Source organism: Bacteroides sp. AF34-31BH (assembly GCF_003602795.1).
Taxonomy (GTDB): domain Bacteria; phylum Bacteroidota; class Bacteroidia; order Bacteroidales; family Bacteroidaceae; genus Bacteroides; species Bacteroides uniformis.
Genome location: NZ_QTLV01000001.1, coordinates 554,124 through 572,569, shown reverse-complemented (window position 1 = coordinate 572,569; position 18,446 = coordinate 554,124). Strand labels below are relative to the sequence as shown.

Here is an 18,446-nt window from a genome sequence, read left to right as displayed (position 1 = left end):
TAGAAAACTAATGGATTATGTTCAGTTTTATTGTTCTTCTTCTCATTTTTAGTGTAATTAATGTCTGTGTTTGAGTAATTAGTGGCTCAATGTATTGATAATATGCGTAACTTTGCGGCAGATAATTAAAATAGCAAATCAAGTATGCTGGTTCGTTTTATAAAGAACTGGACGTTGCCTTTGGCAATGCTTGCCGGTACTTTGGGATATTTCTTTTTTGCAGACATTCCTTTTGTGGCGCCTGCCAAACCTTATGTGAATGTGTTAGTGGCTTTCCTGACTCCACTTTTGATTTTTTCCCAACTTCTGCTCACTTTCTGTAAGGTGGAGGTGCATGAACTGAAACCCAAATCGTGGCATGGATGGTTACTGCTGTTCCAGACGGTTTCTTGCTTGATTGTTGCGGTATTGTTGGTGTGTTGCCCTATGGAGGAGGTCTACCGGGAAGTGTTTGAAGGTGCAATGGTCTGTCTCATTTGTCCTACTGCAACCGCTGCGGCTGTCATTACCGGTAAACTGGGTGGAAGCGCATCCAGCCTGACGACCTATACGTTGTTGTCCAATCTTCTGGCGGCTGTGGCTGTTCCTTTGGTTTTCCCGTTGGTGGAGCCTCATGCTGACATTACTTTTTTTGTTGCATTCCTGAAAATTCTGAGTAAAGTCTTTCCATTGCTGCTTTGTCCTTTCTTGCTGGCATGGTTTCTGCGTGCGTTTGTGCCGAAGGTGCATCATTTTCTGTTGGGTTTCCATGATGCAGCCTTCTATTTGTGGGCGGTAGCTCTTGCCATTGTCTCAGGGCAGACGGTACGTTCATTGGTCAATAGTGATGCACCGGTATTTGTTGAACTGCTGATAGCCCTGGCGGGACTGATAACCTGCTGTATACAATTCTATTTGGGAAAGAGAATCGGCGGTCATTATGGTGAGCGCATCAGTGGAGGGCAGGCGCTGGGGCAAAAGAATACGGTGCTTGCCATCTGGATGGCATATACTTATCTTAATCCGTTATCTTCCGTCGGTCCGGGATCGTATGTGCTGTGGCAGAATATAATCAATAGTTATCAGCTGTGGAAGAAAAGGAAAAATGAGACGGAATAACTGCTGAGTATTTTACATCTTATTTGCTTTATGGACATAGAGGGCGGTTGCAACAATTATCAGTACAAATGCCATAATGAGGAATATTATCCGGATAAGGCGATGTTTTGAAAATAGGTTGGCCATGCAGGCAGAAGCCACGCTGAAACGGGCTATTATAGAATCAATTGTGACGTTTTCGAAAAAGACTGATGCAATACTCCATAGTGCAATAATGGTTAATATAGCATTGGCTGATAAACAAAGAATTTTATCAAGTGGCATTCTAAATACTTTTCTTGTTCTCATATATAGGACTCTATGTTTTAACTCCTTTCATTCTTGCTTTTCGCTGAATCAGCCAAAGGATAGGGCAAAGATAAAAGAGAACTTCCTGACAGAATCAATATTGTCTTGGAATATTGTTAAATGGTTGAATTTCTAAACCTATGTTTATTCTTTGCTGTCAAAGCTCTGTTTGTGTCTGATGCGGCTCATGTGAATAGGGGTTATTTTCAAGTAAGACGCAATTTCTTTTAGGGGTACCATTTGTAGGATTTCTGGACATTTTTTAAGAAGTTGGAGATAGCGTTCTTCCGATGTAAATCTGAACAAATCCAAGTAACGTGAATACGACTGAAAAAATAATTGTTCGGCTGCAATACGGGCTATTCGTTGATTTTCTTTGTTCTCTTCAAATTCTTGTAGAAGTAATTCGGAAGAACAGATGTAGATTCTACATGGGGTTATTGCTTGTATATTCAATTCAGATTTTATGTTATATAAACAATTGGGATAATCAGAGATAAATTCATTGGCAAAAGAAAAACCTACATTATATGTTTTGTTTTCAGTTTGGTTGATGCAGGTATATTTGATTACACCGGATACAATAAATCCGAAGAAAGAACCGACTTCTCCCTCTCGGAGGATAAACTCATTTCTTTTATAATACCGTAGTTCTCCGTTTCTTAAACACAGTTCCCTAAAAAAGTCAGTGTCTATATTGCCCATGTATGAATTAAAATCTGTCATTTACAACACATGTTTTTCGAAAGGTACAAAATTATTGTTTTATTCCTGATTTTCTGTCATTGTTGGTAAGTTGGTTGTGGATTCTCTTATTATAATACTTTAAAAATTTAACTTCACCTACGTTTTTTAAAAGCTTTTGGTTTTCAATGAAGTTTTGTCCGTATTTTAGCCAACGTTTGGTAAATCTTTTGAATTTAGTACATGGGAAATCAGAACATTGGAAACAATGTGTTATTCCTTTTTCCAAGCAACATAAATGGAATGTTTTACATTTTTCACAGCGAGAACCATTCTGTTCTGCTCCTTTGCAGGGACTTTTTTCTCTTGTGTATATGGGACAACCACCACAAAAGACACCACAAGCAGGAATACGTCCGTTATACGATTTCATTCAGCCAGCCTTTTCGCCATCCAAAAATTGGTGAGATAAAGTTGGTTGGCTTTGCGTTTCTGTTCCACTTCTACTATATAGCCTCTTTTCTCAAAGAATGGACGGGCTGTCAGGCTTACTTCTGATGTAATTCGCATGATTCCTGTTGCGGTTGCATACCGTTCTATCTCATTTAGAAGTATGGTAGCAATGCCTTTACCTTGAAAATCTTTATGAACAAACATAGAATGCAGATATCCTTGGTGGGTAATGGATGAAAAGCCGACAATCTGTGACTGTTGATTGGTTGCCACAATAAAATAATGTGTCTTAATCATGTCTTTTATGTGGGAGAGGTCGTTTCCACACGATGCCCAATCTGCCACTTCTGCTTCTGAATAGTCACGCTTGTTTATATGGAGGACTGTCTCTTGAAACAAACTCATAAGTTCAAGGGCATCAGACTGTTGGGCAATTCTAATTGTAAAATCTGTATTCATGTTTTTAAGTGCTAAAATATATGCTTTTAGATGTTCCATGTTTTAACAGAAAGTCTTTCAATGTATTTATTGTGTTTGCAAAGATAATCTTTTCATTTCTAATTTATTGGTTTAGGAAACCAAGTTGTTGATTCTCTGCTTCGAATATAAAAAGTATGCGAATTTTTTATGAAGCATGGGAATCTGCTTTCAATCGCCAGCCAATGGCTGATGAATTTAACCGGGTAGATTTCTTGCCAATCGGTTTCAGACCTGCTTATAAGAACAATTTATAACAAAGTACTCCCAATAAAAGCAAGACTAAAGCACATGCTGCAAGAATCGTCTTTGCCCTGAATAGATGTTCTTTATCTGATAATTCCTTTTCAGTAGTATTTCTTCGGATTTTTTCTATTTCCTCAATGGTTACATCGGCTCTCTCAGGACCTTTTCTGTCTACAAGGTATTTGTAGTGTTCCCGCATCCGTCCTCTGCTCAACTTGCGGAGAGCACGGTTCTCTTTATCCCTTTGTAGCATGTCATTGATGCAGCCTAATGTTCCCATAAGCAGATTTTTATCATGTGTAAGCAAAATGGTTTACTTGCACGTGTACTAAGATACGGCATTTATGTCGCTTTCGCAAGCGATTTTGTATTTTTTGATATAAACTGATGTGACGATACTATTTTGATAGTTATGTTAACTCATTGTCTGCCAGAGAGTAATTTTGCCAACCCATTGCCATGCTTTTGGCAAACTTTTGCCATGCCTATGGCAAAGTTTTGCCAACGCGGTGGCAAAGTCTTGCCAATAGGGTGGCAAAATCTTGCCAACTTGTCGGCAAGAAAGACACACACTGTTCCCTATACCTTTATTATAGTGTGATAGCGTGACAAGTGTTTTTCCTTTTTAAAACTTTTGTGTAGAATGATGATGGGCTTCTTTTATTCTGTTTTGCCGGACGGCATCAGCAGTTCTTCTTCATTGTAGCGCGGTCGGTCCTTCACCTCAATGTATATTTTACCGATGTATTCGCCTACAATCCCCAGCGACACAAGTATCACACCTCCTACCAGCCAGACGGAAATCATCAGTGATGACCATCCGGGGACGGCGTTATGCTGTGTGTAAGAGTGAAGTGTCCATCCGGTGACACATAGTGCCACAAGAATAAAGATGCAGCCTATCCAAAAAATCATACGGACCGGTTTGACGGAAAAGGAAGTGATACCGTCGATGGCAAAATTAAGCATCTTCCGGAAAGGATACTTTGATTCTCCGGCAAAACGCTTGTCACGATTGTAGTACACGCTGTCCGTCTGGTAGCCGATGAGGGGAACCAGCCCCCGAAGAAAAAGGTTGCGCTCGCGGAAGCGGCATAGGTGTTGTATAGCCCGCTGGCTCATCAGGCGGTAGTCGGCATGGTTGTAGACGGATTTTACCCCCATTGCCTTCATCAGCCGATAAAAGACCAAAGCGGTGTTGCGTTTGAAGAAAGTGTCGGTCTTCCGTTCTTTACGTACGCCATAAACGATGTCATTGCCCGCTTTATAGCTGTTTATCATGTCCGGAATCACCTGGATGTCATCTTGCAAGTCTGCATCAATGGAGATGGCTATCTCGCAACGCTCTTTTACTGCATTGAGTCCTGCCAGCAGGGCATTCTGGTGTCCTACGTTTCCTGCCAGGTTCAGTCCGCAGGCATAGGCCGTATTTTGGTGCAGTTCTTTGATGATAGCCCATGTCTGGTCGGTGCTTCCGTCGTTTACATATAATATATAGCTTTCCGGGGAAATTTGCCGGGCTTGTATCAGCCGGTCGAATAATTGGCTCAATCGTTTATGGGTTTCATGCAGCACTGCCTCTTCTTTGTAGCAAGGTACGACAACGGCGAGTATGGGAGAGTTTTCCATCATAGAACAAATCTTTTTGCAATATTCGTAAGAAATCGGGAGAAAAACAAATTATCACTCTTTTCTTTTGAAAACGAAACGTACGAGTAAGAAGTTGACCGGAATGGCGATGGCGAAAACCGGAATGGGGGCCAGAGGTTTGGGGATGCCCATCCAGAGAGAGAGGTTCAGCAACCCCATGTGTAGCAGATAGCTGCATAAGTGTGCCCCTCCAAATCCGAAGGCTTTTCTCCATGAGGGCTTCCGGCCGAAGGTAAAGTAAGCAGTCAGATAGAAATTGGCGATGAAGCTGAGAGCATATCCCAGTGTATAGGCTATGTTTACATTGATAACCCGTTGTAATACAAAATACAATCCGTAGTGCAGAGCTGTCGCAAAGATGCCCACCATTACGAAGCGTACAAATTCCGGTAGTTGTTTCAGCCGCTTCATCTTAACATTAAATATCTACTCTCTGTTGCCATTATCATTGGGGCGGCAAAGTTAGGCATTGTTTCAGAATTATTTGTAATTTTGCTTTGCGAAATTAAGCTGCATCTCAGCAAATTGCAAATAAATTTGCATCTGCTTTCGGTTTGCGCTATCTTTGCGTCCAGAAAACATAAAAAACAAATAAGGTATGTCGGACAGAAAGAAGGCGTTCTGGTTTATTGCGCTGCTGAGTGTGCTTGTGGTTGTTCCCTTTCTGGGAGAAACCATTTTTTATTCCAAGGGGGAACCGCGGGAGGCGATTGTTGCCCTTTCTATGCTGGAAAGTGGAAACTGGATACTTCCGGTGAACTATGGTACTGATATTGCTTATAAACCCCCTTTCTTCTACTGGTCAATAGCCGCCGTCTCTTCCCTTTTTGGAGAGGTGACGGAGTTTTCCGCCCGTTTCCCGTCTGCATTGGCTTTTTTAGCCATGCAGTTGGTGTTCTTTGCCTTTGTGGCAAAACGTAAAAACGTTCAAACGGCGTTTCTGGCCTCTATTCTTCTTTTGTCTTCTTTCGAGGTGCATCGGGCGGCTGTCGCTTGTCGGGTCGATATGGTTCAGGTTGCCTTTATCGTTATTTCCCTTTGTCTGCTGTTCCGCTGGGATGAGAAGGGATGCCGCGGAGTGCCCTGGCTTGCGGTGTTGCTGATGGGATGTGCCACGTTGACCAAAGGGCCGGTAGGCTCCATATTCCCTTGCGCGTGTATCGGTGTGTATCAGTTGTTGCGCGGACGTTCTTTCTGGAAAGCGTTTTTCTCGTTGGTAGGTATCGGCTTGCTTTCTTTTGTTCCTTATTTAGCTTGGGTATACGTAGCTTACAGACTAGGTGGACAACCGTTCCTCGATTTGGTTCTGGAGGAGAATACCGGGCGGTTTATGGGCAAAATGTCCTACGAGTCCCATGAAAATCCTATATGGTATAATTTCCTGACTTTGATTTGGGGATGGATTCCCTGGACGTTGGTTCTGGTAATTTCCTTGTTTGGCTTGAAGTGGAAAAACATGCGTTGTCTGCCGGAAGGGGAGACCCTGCTGTTGCGGTTGAAGAAGGGCTGGACTGCTTTCCGCAACCAGTCTCCGGTACAATTGTTCACGTGGCTGGTCATTCTGATAATCTTTGTCTTCTACTGCATCCCCAAGAGTAAGCGGAGCGTTTATCTGCTTCCCATCTATCCGTTTATGGCAGTGCTGATAGCTGAGTATCTGTTGGCTTTGGTACAAAAGGGGGCACGAGTTTTCAGGATTTGTGCAATCATCTTTGCTTCTTTGGGCTTGTTGCTTACGCTTGTTTTTGTCGTAGTTCGTCTCGGCCTGGTTCCCGACAGCGTTTTTGGAAGCGGACGCCATGCCGCTGAGAATGTAGCCTTTATGCATGCGTTGGAGGATGTGGCTTTGTCTGTTCCCAAGTGGCTCCTGGTAGCGCTTCCCGTAGTAGCCGCTGTCTGCACATTACGCATGGTGATAAAGCGTGCGGATAGCCGGTCATTATTATATGGCATAGCAGGATGTATGCTCTGCCTTTTCGTATCATTGGATTCGGTTTATCAGCCCACGGTGCTGGCTGTGAAATCAGATAAACATTTGGCTGAAAGGGTCAATACGTATGTTCCGGAAGGTGTGGTCTATTCTTACTCGAAAATGAGTTTCTATGGTGTTAACTTCTATCTGAAAGACCGCATGCGGCACATTGAAAAGGAACGTCCGTCCAGCGAGGAGGGCTATTTGTTGGTTCCCGTAAAGGAGGAGGAGAATATGTTGGGAGAGCTGGAACAGACGTATCATCTGGAAAAGATATTCCGTACAGACAGACGCAGTTGTGATATGCGTAATGAAATCTGCATGTATAAATTTAGGGCGATTGACATTCATAACCCATAATTTATAACTCATAACTCATAACTTAAAATGAATCCGATAGATATCATTAACAAATATTATCCGGAAGAGAATGAGTTGCGGCATATACTGTTGACGCACAGCCGTTCCGTAGCCGACAAGTCGTTATGGATTGCCGACCGCCATCCGGAACTTTCATTGGATAAGGATTTTCTGTACGAGGCTGCCATGCTGCACGATATAGGCATTTTTCTTACAGATGCAGCAGGTATCCATTGTTTTGGCGACAAGCCTTATATCTGTCACGGTTATTTGGGAGCCGACCTGATACGCGGCGAAGGCTATCCCCGCCATGCTTTGGTTTGTGAACGCCATACGGGTGCCGGACTTTCATTGGAGGGAATCATTGCGCAGGATTTGCCCGTACCGCATCGTGAAATGGTTCCGGTCAGCTTGGAAGAACAAGCTATCTGTTTTGCCGATAAGTTTTATTCAAAAACTCATTTGGAAAAGGAGAAAAGTGTAGAAAAAGCCCGTAAAAGTTTGGAACGTTATGGTGAAGAAGGGGTACGGCGCTTTGATAATTGGTGCGAACAGTTCTTGTAGCAATCTAAATTTCTTTAAAAAGGGAGATTATCCGTATAAATTATGTACTTTTGCCCCTCCAAGCGTAAACTATTAGTTAATGACGCCATTGAAAGCAAATACATTCATATCATTCATACTACTATTCGTCTTGCTTCTTCTCTCCGGTGGGGCTGCTTCTCAGCGCCGTAGAGCGAAGGTCGCGCCTCCGAATATTCAGCGGACAGACACGTTGCAGGTAGGGGATAGTTTGCAGATGGGAGACTCCCTGCAAGGGGGAAAGGGGCTTCCTGCCGATTCGTTGCAACAAGATACGGTAGCGGCTGCGCCTCCCAAGAAGGATGCATTGGATGCTCCCGTAGCCTACGAAGCCAATGACTCCATTGTATTTACGCAGAGTGGCTTTGCCCATCTTTACGGCCAGGGAAAGGTGAGTTATCCGGGTGCTGACCTGGAGGCTGATGTCATCTCTATGGATATGGACAACAGTACGGTTTTTGCCCGTGGCGTGGTCGATTCTGTAGGAACAGCCAAGGGAAGACCGGTCTTCAAAGACGGGGACACCTCCTACGAAACCGATACTATCCGTTATAACTTCAAGAGTAAAAGAGGTCTTATCAGCAATGTTGTCAGCCAGCAGGGCGAGGGATACGTGACCGGTAATAATGCCAAGAAAGGGAATAATGATGAACTCTATATGAGGAGCGGTCGTTACACGACTTGTGACCATCATGACCACCCCCATTTTTATATGCAGATGACTTATGCCAAGGTACGTCCGAAAAAGAACGTGGTGACGGGACCTGCCTATCTGGTAGTAGAGGATGTGCCGCTTCCGCTTGCCGTTCCATTTTTCTTTTTCCCGTTTTCTAGCAGTTACCAGTCCGGTTTTCTGATGCCTACCTATATGGATGACTCCAATCGTGGCTTCGGTCTGACGGACGGTGGATATTACTTCGCCATCAGTGACCAAATGGACTTGAAGCTGCGGGCGGATATCTTCACGAAAGGTTCTTGGGCGCTGAATATGGAGTCGAACTATGTGAAGCGTTACAAATATTCCGGTTTGCTGCAGGCAAGCTATCAGGTGACCAAGACCGGTGACAAAGGCTTGCCCGACTACTCGGTTGCCAAAGACTTCAAGGTGGTGTGGTCTCACCGGCAGGACCCGAAAGCGAGTCCGAATTCTACCTTTTCTGCCAGTGTAAACTTTGCTACCAGTAGTTATGAGCGTACCAATATCGGCAATATGTACAACTCCCAGGCAATGTCGCAGAATACCAAGACTTCCAGTGTCAGCTATTCGCGTAACTTTCCCGACCAGCATCTGAGCATCTCCGCTTCAGGTAATATTGCCCAGACCATGCGCGACTCCTCTATCGCGGTGACTTTACCGGACATGACCATTTCCTTGAGTACCATTTTCCCTTTCAAGCGCAAACATGCAGTGGGAGATGAAAAGTGGTATGAGAAGATTTCCGTTCGCTATACTGGCCGTGTGAAGAACAGTATCAAGACGAAGGACAATCTGTTGTTCAAGAAGAACCTGATACGCGATTGGGAGAACGGTATGCAGCATGAGATTCCGGTAAGTGCCACGTTTACTTTGTTCAAGTACTTCAATGTGACGCCTACCGTAAACTATACGGAGCGTTGGTACACCCGCAAGGTGAAGAAGGACTGGGACGATGAGCAAGGCAAGGAGGTGAATGATACGACCTACGGTTTTCACCGTGTATACGACTACAGTGCCAGTCTGGGTATCAATACCAAAGTTTATGGTATGTACAAGCCATTGTTTATGAAGAAGAAGGAGATACAGATACGTCACGTCATCACTCCCTCCATCAGTTTCAGCGCTGCACCCGATTTCACTTCGTCCCGTTTTGGCTATTATGACTCTTATATAAAAGACCAGAACGGCATTCGCGATACCGTGCAGTATTCCTATTATGCCGGTCAGGTGTTCAGTCCGCCAAGTGGAGGAAAGCAGGGGCTTATCAGTTTCAATATCTCCAATAACCTTGAAATGAAGTTCAAGGATAAGAATGACTCTATCCGCAAGGTGAGCCTGATTGACGATTTGAGTATGGGTATCAGTTACAACACGGCTGCCCAGGTGCGTCCTTGGAGTGACTTGAGCTTTAATCTCCGTCTGAAGTTGAGCAAGAGTTATACGTTGAGTATGAGCTCTACCTTTGCCACTTATGCTTACGAGTTTGATGAGAACGGAAGGGTGGTGCCCGGTAACCGTACGGAATGGTCGTATGGCCGTTTCGGTCGTTGGTCGGGATATGGTACGTCGTTCAGTTGGACCGTGAACAATGATTCGTGGAAGAAAATAAGGAACTTCTTCACCGGTCAGAAGGATGACGAGGAGCAGGACCAAGACCAGAATGCCTCGACGGAGGGAGACAGTGACATGGAGGGCGAAACCACCGAGGACGGCACTCCGAAGAAGAAGAAGGAAAAGGCTGCTGCCGATGCTGACGGCTATCAAGTATTCAAAATGCCTTGGTCCATCAACTTCAGTACCGGTTTCAATATAACGGAAGACACCAGTAAGCCCATTAATCGTAAGAACATGCGTTATCCGTACAAATTCAGCCTGAACTCCCTTAATATAAACGGTAACGTCAAGCTTACCAACAAATGGGCTATCAGCTTCAACTCCGGTTATGACTTCAATGCGAAGGAGATAACGCAGACCGCTTTCAACATCACACGTGACCTGCACTGTTTCAGCATGACGGCTGCCATATCACCTTTCGGACGCTGGAAATACTATAACTTTACCATCCGTGCCAATGCAAGTATCCTGCAAGACTTGAAATGGGAACAGAGAAGCCAGACTCAGAGTAATATTCAGTGGTATTGATGTTTACCAAATTATTTCCGTCTCTCCATGTTCCCGCAAATACTCGTTTGTTTTGCTGAAATGCTTGTTCCCGAAGAAGCCGTTATAAGCGGATAGGGGAGATGGATGTGCCGAGGTAAGTACCAGATGTCGGCTACGGTCGATGAATGCCCCTTTACGTTGGGCGTAGGCTCCCCAAAGAATAAATACAAGATGCTCTTTTTCTTCGGCGAGAATGCGGATAGCCGCATCTGTAAATGTTTCCCAACCTCGGTTTTGGTGAGAACCGGCTTGGTGTGCACGTACGGTGAGGGTAGCATTGAGCAGCAATATGCCTTGCTCTGCCCAGCGTGTCAGATTGCCGGTAGTGGGGGCATCAGTGCCAATGTCATTTTTTATTTCCTTGAAAATATTAAGTAAGGAAGGAGGGAAAGGAACACCGTCATTTACGGAGAAACAAAGTCCGTGTGCTTGTCCCGGACCATGATAGGGGTCTTGACCGATTATCACGACTTTTACTTTGTCAAAAGGGCATAGGTTGAATGCATTGAATATCAGCTTTCCCGGAGGATATATTGCATATTTCCCATATTCGTCCCGTACAAAATCAGTCAATGTACGGAAATAATCTTTCTCAAATTCAGGTTGCAGATGTGCTTTCCAGCTTTCTTCTATTTGAACATTCATAATTGGATCTGTTAGTAGTTTCGGATGCTAAAGTACAAAATAAAAAATAAAGTCCAACCTTTTGAGGGGGTGAACTTTATATTATATGACGGGATAAATGTATATCAAATCAGGTGTATATTGTGTTCCTTGCACTCTTTGCGCATATCTTCCGGCCAGATACTGGCTTGTATCTCACCGATATGCGCCTTGCGCAGATAGAACATACAGAGGCGGGACTGCCCTATACCGCCACCGATGGAAAGCGGCAGTGTATCATTCATCAAGCGTTTGTGGAAGTAAAGTTCCAGGCGTTCCTCTTCGCCTTCCTCTTTGAGCTGGCGAAGCAGGGCTTCCTTGTCTACGCGGATACCCATGGAGGAAAGTTCGATGCTGCGTTGCAGGATGTGGTCCCATAGCAGGAGGTCACCGTTCAGTCCGGGGAGGTCGTTCAGCCCTTTGCTGGTATAGTCGTCGTAGTCCGGGGCGCGTCCGTCGTGCTTCTTGCCGTCGCTCAGCTTGCATCCGATACCGATGATGAACACTGCACCGTATTTCTTGCAAATGGCATGTTCGCGGCATTTGGGTTCCAAGTCCGGATACAGTTGGCGCAATTCTTCGGCATGGATAAAGTGAAGTTTCTGGGGCAGGCAAGGCTTGATTTGCGGATACATCTCATATACCATATATTCTGTGCGCACCATAGCTGCATAGATACGGGTTACTATCTCCTTGAGGAATTCCACATTGCGGTCTTCGGCAGTAATGACGCGTTCCCAGTCCCACTGGTCTACATAAAGGGAATGCAGATTGCCCAGTTCTTCATCGGCACGGATGGCATTCATGTCTGTGTAGATGCCATATCCCGGTTCGATATGGTATTCGGCAAGCGTGAGGCGTTTCCATTTGGCGAGGGAGTGCACCACTTCAGCTTTGGCGTCGCCCAAATCTTTGATAGGGAAAGTTACGGCACGTTCCACTCCATTGAGGTCGTCATTGATACCCATTCCTTTCAATACGAACAGTGGAGCTGTCACACGTCGCAGGCGCAGTTCGGAAGAGAGGTTCAATTGGAAGAACTCTTTAATTTGTTTAATCCCTAATTCAGTCTGTTTTAGGTCCAATAAAGGTTTGTAACCTTCAGGTGTTATCAGGTAGCTCATAAATTTATTCAGTATAACTTCTATTAAATTGCTCGGCAAAGATAGGAATAATATTGATACTTGCTTCTGTTTTGTGGGAAAAAAGAACAAAATGTTTGTGTAATTGCGGTTAGTCTTCTCAAAGTAATAATAAAAATATTCCTCGGTTTGATATAAAAAGCGTTTGAATGTTAGGAATCTGCTAATTTTTTTATACTTTTGCATCCACATTTGGCTCCGTAGCTTAGTGAATAGAGCGTCAGATTCCGGTTCTGAAGGTCGTGCGTTTGAATCGCACCGGGGTCACAAAGAAAGGAACTCCCTTTGCATGAATATTTTGCAAAGGGAGTTTCTTTTTATACAATACATCCAGAAAAGTCAACCATACGGTTCTCTTTCTTGTTATAATTTCCATAGAGTTAGAGGTATGAAACAAATAATATTTATTTTTGCAATGTTAATGACTTGTCTGTCCTATGCCGGTAAGCCGGAAGGACGGTCAGAAAGGAGAACAGACATGAAACCAATGAAAGAGATTTATCTGGCAGGAGGATGTTTTTGGGGTACCGAACATTTCCTGAAACAAATAGAAGGTGTGGAGGCTACCCAGGTGGGATATGCCAATGGAAATATAGCCAATCCTACCTATCAGCAGGTATGTACCGGTACCACGGACTTTGCCGAAACCGTAAAAGTACAGTATGATCCCGATGAGGTGGACTTGCCTTTCCTTATCGACCTTTATTTCAAAACGATTGACCCTACCAGCCTCAATAAGCAAGGGGGGGATAGAGGTACACAGTATCGCACGGGTATCTATTATACGGATACCGCCGACCTGCCTGTTATTCGTGAAACCGTTGACCGGCTGGCTGCCAACTACTCCCGTCCGTTGGTTGTAGAGATAGAGCCTTTGAAGAACTTCTATCTCGCCGAAGATTATCATCAAGACTATCTGGACAAAAATCCTGGTGGATATTGCCACATTAACCCCACCTTGTTCGACCTGGCACGTAAAGCGAAGATGAAGAAAGAAGGAGATGGCGAGTATTTAAACCTGGAAAAGTAACGGACAATGGATATACTGTTAATAAGTAATGAAGATACGTGCCGCAGCCGTATCGCGCAGGAACTCCTGCATGCATTTGGCAGGGGAATGAATATCTCTACGGCAGGAATTATGGAGGGGAACTGCGTTCCCGATGCCGTGTGCAATGTGATGGAACAGAATGGTTTCAGCGTGTCTCGCAAGAAACCGTCTGGTGTCGGGACCTATACGCACCGGTCGTGGGACTACGTGATTACCCTATGTAAAGAAGCCGGAGAAGAACTGAAATTTATCACTCTGGATGCCAAGCAGCAGGTGCATTTTAATTTTGAAGACCCCTTTAAAAATCGTTTTCAAAATGAAAGTGAGCAGGAGCAACAAATTGCCGCACTCTATGAAACCATGTACCGGCGGCTGTATGAATTTTACCGCGATGAACTGAGTGGGCAGTTGTTACCCCATTGTACGTGCGGTGCAAACACCTATTGCCGTTGTGAATAGTGAAATATGTGTTTTTTTTGAAGCAATCTCTTGACTCGTCCCTAAGGGCAGGACCTATCTTTGCATCATAAACAAAATGCGCATGAGTTTATGAAGAATAAAATGAAGTTTAAAATCGGAGAGTTTTCCAAACTTTGCCAGGTGACCGTTAAGACGCTTCGTCATTATGAAGAGATAGGATTGATGATACCCGTTGAAGTGGATGAGTGGACGGGGTATCGCTATTACGACATCAGCCAGCTCCGGTGTATGAGCCGTATTGTTTACCTCAAGCAATTAGGGTTCAGCCTCGAAGAGATATCCGAGTTGTTTGCCGATGGCAAGGAATTTCCGGATGCTGAATTGTTGAAGGTTAAAATAGAACGTTGCAAAAACGAGATTGAACACTTGATATGGCGGCAGACCGAACTTGCCAAATTGGAAAATTTACTCCATAAACAAGAGAATGTTATGGAAAAAGTGTTTAAGAAATCCCTCCCTTCAAGAATTTTTGCTACCCATCGCCGTAAAATAGACTCTTATCAGGAGCTGTTCAATCTTTGTCCGAATATTATCGGGCCTGAAATGTACCGTTTGGGTTGTGAATGTCCTGCCCCGGAATATTGTTTCACGGTGGAATATAATGAGGAATATGGGGTTGATATTGATATCGAGTTTTTTGAAGCGGTGGCTGAACGCAAGGAAGATTCGGAACTGATTAAATTCAAGGAACTTCCGGAAGTGCCGGTTGCGCTCTGTGTCAACCATTACGGTGCTTATGAGCATATGCCCGAAACTTTCGCCGAGCTTTTTGCGTATGCCGAGACAAATGGATACGAGGTCATTGACCGTGCCCGGTTTTGCCATATTGACGGCATTTGGAACAAAGAAACGGTGGATGAATGGATGACGGAAATTCAGTTGCCCATCAAACTTTCTTAATCAGCCTTTGATTTCTGCGGAAAGCTTTCAACCGTGAGAATACCTAAAAATAGGGATAGGTAGTCAACTTATTTTCTGCGAACTTTGCAGACTGAAAAAAGAATTGAAATGAGAAGCCTGCATATTCTGTTCATATTGGTAGTTGTCACTTGGCTCGGTTTTCCGCTGAGAGCGCAAGAAGCTATTTCTATCGGGACTCGCCACACTTTGTTTTCGCATGTCTTGAATGAGGCTAGAGAATATTGGGTGTATGTACCTGCAACCCGCCCGGGTGAAAAAGAGGAAAGTTATCCGGTTCTTTATTTGCTGGACGGTGATTCTTTTTTTCATTCGGTGGTAGGTTTTACTCGCTTGTTTTCCACCTCCAAAGTTTCTTCCTTACCGCCCTGTATCGTTGTGGCTGTCCTGAATACAAACAGAACCAGAGACTTTACGCCAACCTGTTCCGCTGCCCGGCGTGACGGAACTGTCCGTCCGGGCGATAAACCGGAAGGGGGTGGGGCAGGACAATTTTGCCGTTTTCTGACGGAGGAGCTACGCCCCGCAGTGGAACAAGACTTGCCGGTGAATGGACAACACTTGTTGGCCGGACATTCTTATGCCGGGTTGTTCACGCTGCATGTTTTGCTGAATTATCCCGGTGCATTTGATACATACATCGCCATAGACCCCAGTTTATGGTGGGATAAAGGATATTTTCAGAAACAGGTAGAACGGCAGGTGGATAAGGTTGACTTTTCAGGAAAGCAACTGTATGTTGCGTTTGCCACTCAGCCGCGTCTTGATAGGAAGCTGATCCACTTTCCCCTGACAGATGATTTTATAGGGAGTGCAGTTCCTCGTATGGAGAAGCGGCATTTGCGGGTGGTATCAAAAAAGTTCCCGGAAGAGACGCATGGAACGGTTGCTCTTCCGGGATTTTATGACGGACTGAAAACGTTGTTCTTCCGTTCTGCGGTTGGAATTTCTCTGCCGAACGAACCTCTCTGAAAAAAAATCTATTTTTCAGTAAGCTGAATGATATGCGCCATTGTACTAAGGGGACTACCTATACCATGGTGAGGTCTGCCAAAATCCTAAAAGCGTCATAGCCTGAGTCGCCTTCCGGCAGGAAGCGCCGAGAAGCGCCGTTTCCTTATAAATCAGTATTTTCAGCTCCGGAGAAGGTTGAGTGTCCTTCTCCGGACACACTGATTAAAAAACTGCAAAAGTGCAGCCGGGGCTTCGTTGACTCCGGGCAATTGGAATAGTAGTACAACTACTGTTGTACAATGAGCGCAGCACCATATGCCCTGCTACCGTACGGAAGTGCATAAAAAAACAGTTGCCTGGAGAAACCCTCTCCAAGCAACTGTTTTCAGCTTCTTGATACTTAACTTTATAATCTACATATTCTAAATCTTTCTTGTCATCAATCGTCAATGTCAATCACCCTCATTTTAGAGTCAAATGTAATTTCCCAACGATTAGACAACTTTATCTCATACTCATTGTCATCGTACTCAATCTGAAGAATTCTTGCATCCGGATAATTGGTCTTTACATAGTTACGTATCGCTTCCGGTACAATCTGTGCAGGAACTTCACTTTGTCTGCATCGTACCTCCTTCCATTCTCCCGATTTATCAAATTCTACCTTCTCCCCATTCGTGAACACCACATCATAGCTTTTATAAAACATTCCCGACTCCAATTTAGCCATTGCCACCTTATGGTCTTTAAAATAAGTCTTGATAAATGTCTGCGCCTTCGCCGGCAACTGGCTCACCTCTATCGGCTTATCATTATCTGCCATTACCATTGTGTGCACTGCAAACATACAAACCAACATCATAACTAACTTTTTCATACTTTTCTATTTTTAATAATTAATACTTTATTTGTTTTCTGTATTGCAAAGATGGGAAGGAAATCTGGAAAGAATTGGGAAAAAAACTCTATTTTTGGAAATGAAAAAAAATCTATTTTTGAAAATGGGTGTTGCGGCTCTTCACCTATGAATTTTTGTTTGCAATGAATATTATTTAAAGACACAATAGACTATTATGGCTATGAAAATATTAAATCAGTTTATCGATGATTTTGTAGGTGTTTTCCAATATCGGTTTATGGATACCTTTCAATATTTTAAAGAAAGGAAGAAAAGTAAATATTTGGGAGATAGATTTGAGGAATGGGTTGTGAAGAACTCTAATATTAGTAAAGAAGGTTATCCGGACCTCTGTGACAAGAAAATATTTTGGCGGCTTTTAGATTGGAGAGGTGATAAATACATTGAGGGTTATAGACCTCTGTCTTCATCATCTCCGGATTTGTTGATGGAGTGTGTTACCACTACGAGTACCATTCATGAAGTTGGAGATATTATAGCTGTAGAATGTAAATGGCGAAGTAAGATAGGTTTTTATCTCGATATAAAAGACATTGAAAAGTACGAAAGGTATATGAACTCTAATCTGTTGAACCGTCCGATAAAAAACTTGTTTTATGTTTTTGGCTTTGGATGGTGTGGTGACGGTCCGGAATCTGTTTATGTAGTTCCTGCCAGAGAATTGTACGATTATGATAAAGATACTCGTAGGATAACGTTCCCTATTAAAGAAACCGAGAAGGAGAAAATGAGTAGATTGGAGCGTTTTAAGAAGAAAGACAATAGATGCCTTCTGTATATCAAGTAATGGTATTACTTGGTTATATAAGCTCCAATCAACTGTTATATTGTTTGGGTCGCCGTCAATCTTTGTGGCGAAGGCTATTACTGGCATCTAATGCGGTTTGCAACCTTTCCCAGTCGTCACAAAGCGCCTGCATGGACGGAAACAATAAATCTGCTCCGGCATCCAGTAATACCTGCCTGTCCAGCGGACCGGTATTGACTGCCACAGTGAATATGCCGGCTGCTGTTCCGGCTTGTACTCCGATAGGTGCATTTTCTACAACTATAGCTTCGTTGGCTTGTACTCCGGCTTTTTCCAGTCCCATTAGATAAGGCTCAGGATGAGGCTTTCCGTATTTCACATCAAAGGCGGTCACCATGTGGTCGCGCTGAAACATACCAGGGAAGTTGTGGGCAAGGCGGTTCAGCAGGGAGTGTTGGCCCGAACCGGTGACAAGTACCGGAATAAGTCCTGCCGCTTTTACCTTTTGCAGCACTTCCCAAGCACCCGGCATACGTTCCGGTTCCGGGTGGGTACTGAATTCGGCGCTTTTCTCTGCATAGATGCTTTCTATCATCTCGGGAGTGGCATCCTTGCCATACTGGCGTTGATAAACGATGTTGATGGTGGAGGCTCCGGTACGTCCCTCGTGCATGTATGCCTCTTCACGGCTCAAGTGCAGGCCATGACGTTCCATTACTTTATGCCAGGCATCGGCATGGTAGGGCATGGAGTTGAATAACACACCGTCCATGTCAAAAAGAACGGCTTTCAGTTGGATGTAGGGGTGCCCGTGCTTTTCCAGATAACGGGCGATAGAGTTTTCGAACACTTGGTAGATTGGGGATTGAGAATTTAAAAATGCGGGGTAGATAAATAGAGA

General features: G+C 44.1%; 20 protein-coding genes and 1 tRNA gene. 10 read left to right on the top strand and 11 right to left on the bottom strand.

The window, feature by feature from the left end; genetic code table 11:
* The first annotated feature begins 144 nt into the window (after window positions 1-144).
* Window positions 145-1,098, top strand: coding sequence for a transporter (locus tag DWZ67_RS02555; protein ID WP_009037935.1), 954 nt, complete (start codon window positions 145-147; stop codon window positions 1,096-1,098).
* Between the two features lie 12 nt (window positions 1,099-1,110).
* Here the strand turns inward: DWZ67_RS02555 and DWZ67_RS02550 are convergent, their stop codons facing one another.
* The 7 genes from DWZ67_RS02550 to DWZ67_RS02520 all read right to left on the bottom strand — a co-directional run bounded on the left by DWZ67_RS02550 (window position 1,111) and on the right by DWZ67_RS02520 (window position 5,307).
* On the bottom strand, window positions 1,111-1,386 hold the full coding sequence (locus DWZ67_RS02550) for a hypothetical protein (RefSeq protein WP_229078164.1): 276 nt from the start codon (window positions 1,384-1,386) through the stop codon (window positions 1,111-1,113).
* A gap of 144 nt (window positions 1,387-1,530) precedes the next feature.
* A complete protein-coding gene (locus DWZ67_RS02545; protein ID WP_016273024.1) occupies window positions 1,531-2,112 on the bottom strand; it encodes a Crp/Fnr family transcriptional regulator in 582 nt (193 codons plus the stop codon).
* Between the two features lie 31 nt (window positions 2,113-2,143).
* Window positions 2,144-2,503 (bottom strand): DUF3795 domain-containing protein, encoded by a 360-nt coding sequence (locus tag DWZ67_RS02540; protein WP_087331652.1) that lies wholly within the window; start codon window positions 2,501-2,503, stop codon window positions 2,144-2,146.
* The gene (locus DWZ67_RS02535; RefSeq protein ID WP_087331997.1) at window positions 2,500-2,982 is read right to left on the bottom strand and encodes a GNAT family N-acetyltransferase; all 483 of its coding nucleotides are present in this window, start codon (window positions 2,980-2,982) and stop codon (window positions 2,500-2,502) included. The genes DWZ67_RS02540 and DWZ67_RS02535 overlap by 4 nt, the downstream gene beginning before the upstream one ends.
* A gap of 256 nt (window positions 2,983-3,238) precedes the next feature.
* On the bottom strand, window positions 3,239-3,526 hold the full coding sequence (locus DWZ67_RS02530; RefSeq protein WP_044467809.1) for a hypothetical protein: 288 nt from the start codon (window positions 3,524-3,526) through the stop codon (window positions 3,239-3,241).
* A 380-nt stretch (window positions 3,527-3,906) separates the two neighbouring features.
* Entirely contained in the window at window positions 3,907-4,878 is a 972-nt protein-coding gene (locus DWZ67_RS02525) for a glycosyltransferase family 2 protein (RefSeq protein WP_022401421.1), read from the bottom strand.
* A 51-nt stretch (window positions 4,879-4,929) separates the two neighbouring features.
* Entirely contained in the window at window positions 4,930-5,307 is a 378-nt protein-coding gene (locus tag DWZ67_RS02520; protein WP_005833184.1) for a GtrA family protein, read from the bottom strand.
* A gap of 187 nt (window positions 5,308-5,494) precedes the next feature.
* Here DWZ67_RS02520 and DWZ67_RS02515 point away from each other — a divergent pair, with 187 nt between their 5' ends.
* From DWZ67_RS02515 to DWZ67_RS02505, 3 genes are all read left to right on the top strand, one after another.
* Complete coding sequence (locus DWZ67_RS02515) at window positions 5,495-7,228, top strand: ArnT family glycosyltransferase (RefSeq protein WP_120138081.1); 1,734 nt, start codon at window positions 5,495-5,497, stop codon at window positions 7,226-7,228.
* Between the two features lie 27 nt (window positions 7,229-7,255).
* Window positions 7,256-7,792 carry an HD domain-containing protein gene (locus tag DWZ67_RS02510; protein ID WP_005827246.1) on the top strand — a complete coding sequence of 179 codons (537 nt, stop codon included), beginning with the start codon at window positions 7,256-7,258 and terminating at the stop codon, window positions 7,790-7,792.
* Between the two features lie 79 nt (window positions 7,793-7,871).
* Window positions 7,872-10,649: a putative LPS assembly protein LptD gene (locus DWZ67_RS02505; protein WP_087331656.1), complete on the top strand. Its 2,778-nt coding sequence runs from the start codon at window positions 7,872-7,874 to the stop codon at window positions 10,647-10,649.
* 3 nt (window positions 10,650-10,652) lie between these two features.
* On the opposite strand, the gene ung is transcribed toward DWZ67_RS02505, so the two are convergent.
* Together ung and asnA are read right to left on the bottom strand one after the other, a co-directional pair.
* Window positions 10,653-11,315 (bottom strand): uracil-DNA glycosylase, encoded by a 663-nt coding sequence (ung, locus tag DWZ67_RS02500; RefSeq protein WP_005827240.1) that lies wholly within the window; start codon window positions 11,313-11,315, stop codon window positions 10,653-10,655.
* A gap of 104 nt (window positions 11,316-11,419) precedes the next feature.
* Window positions 11,420-12,457, bottom strand: coding sequence for an aspartate--ammonia ligase (gene asnA, locus DWZ67_RS02495; protein ID WP_008664075.1), 1,038 nt, complete (start codon window positions 12,455-12,457; stop codon window positions 11,420-11,422).
* A 212-nt stretch (window positions 12,458-12,669) separates the two neighbouring features.
* On the opposite strand from asnA, the gene DWZ67_RS02490 reads away from it, so the two are divergent.
* The 5 genes from DWZ67_RS02490 (at window position 12,670) to DWZ67_RS02470 (ending at window position 15,896) form a co-directional block, all read left to right on the top strand.
* A tRNA-Arg gene (locus DWZ67_RS02490) sits at window positions 12,670-12,742 on the top strand.
* 211 nt (window positions 12,743-12,953) lie between these two features.
* Window positions 12,954-13,505, top strand: coding sequence for a peptide-methionine (S)-S-oxide reductase MsrA (msrA, locus tag DWZ67_RS02485; protein ID WP_225982599.1), 552 nt, complete (start codon window positions 12,954-12,956; stop codon window positions 13,503-13,505).
* A gap of 6 nt (window positions 13,506-13,511) precedes the next feature.
* Window positions 13,512-13,985 (top strand): hypothetical protein, encoded by a 474-nt coding sequence (locus tag DWZ67_RS02480; RefSeq protein ID WP_005833171.1) that lies wholly within the window; start codon window positions 13,512-13,514, stop codon window positions 13,983-13,985.
* A gap of 90 nt (window positions 13,986-14,075) precedes the next feature.
* Window positions 14,076-14,906, top strand: coding sequence for a MerR family transcriptional regulator (locus DWZ67_RS02475; RefSeq protein ID WP_005833169.1), 831 nt, complete (start codon window positions 14,076-14,078; stop codon window positions 14,904-14,906).
* 108 nt (window positions 14,907-15,014) lie between these two features.
* Window positions 15,015-15,896: an alpha/beta hydrolase gene (locus tag DWZ67_RS02470; RefSeq protein ID WP_117958956.1), complete on the top strand. Its 882-nt coding sequence runs from the start codon at window positions 15,015-15,017 to the stop codon at window positions 15,894-15,896.
* Between the two features lie 421 nt (window positions 15,897-16,317).
* On the opposite strand, the gene DWZ67_RS02465 is transcribed toward DWZ67_RS02470, so the two are convergent.
* Window positions 16,318-16,755, bottom strand: coding sequence for a PepSY-like domain-containing protein (locus tag DWZ67_RS02465; protein ID WP_005833165.1), 438 nt, complete (start codon window positions 16,753-16,755; stop codon window positions 16,318-16,320).
* 202 nt (window positions 16,756-16,957) lie between these two features.
* Here DWZ67_RS02465 and DWZ67_RS02455 point away from each other — a divergent pair, with 202 nt between their 5' ends.
* Window positions 16,958-17,584: a hypothetical protein gene (locus DWZ67_RS02455; RefSeq protein ID WP_016273017.1), complete on the top strand. Its 627-nt coding sequence runs from the start codon at window positions 16,958-16,960 to the stop codon at window positions 17,582-17,584.
* A gap of 55 nt (window positions 17,585-17,639) precedes the next feature.
* On the opposite strand, the gene DWZ67_RS02450 is transcribed toward DWZ67_RS02455, so the two are convergent.
* On the bottom strand, window positions 17,640-18,395 hold the full coding sequence (locus tag DWZ67_RS02450; RefSeq protein WP_008664065.1) for an HAD family hydrolase: 756 nt from the start codon (window positions 18,393-18,395) through the stop codon (window positions 17,640-17,642).
* Window positions 18,396-18,446: the final 51 nt, after the last annotated feature.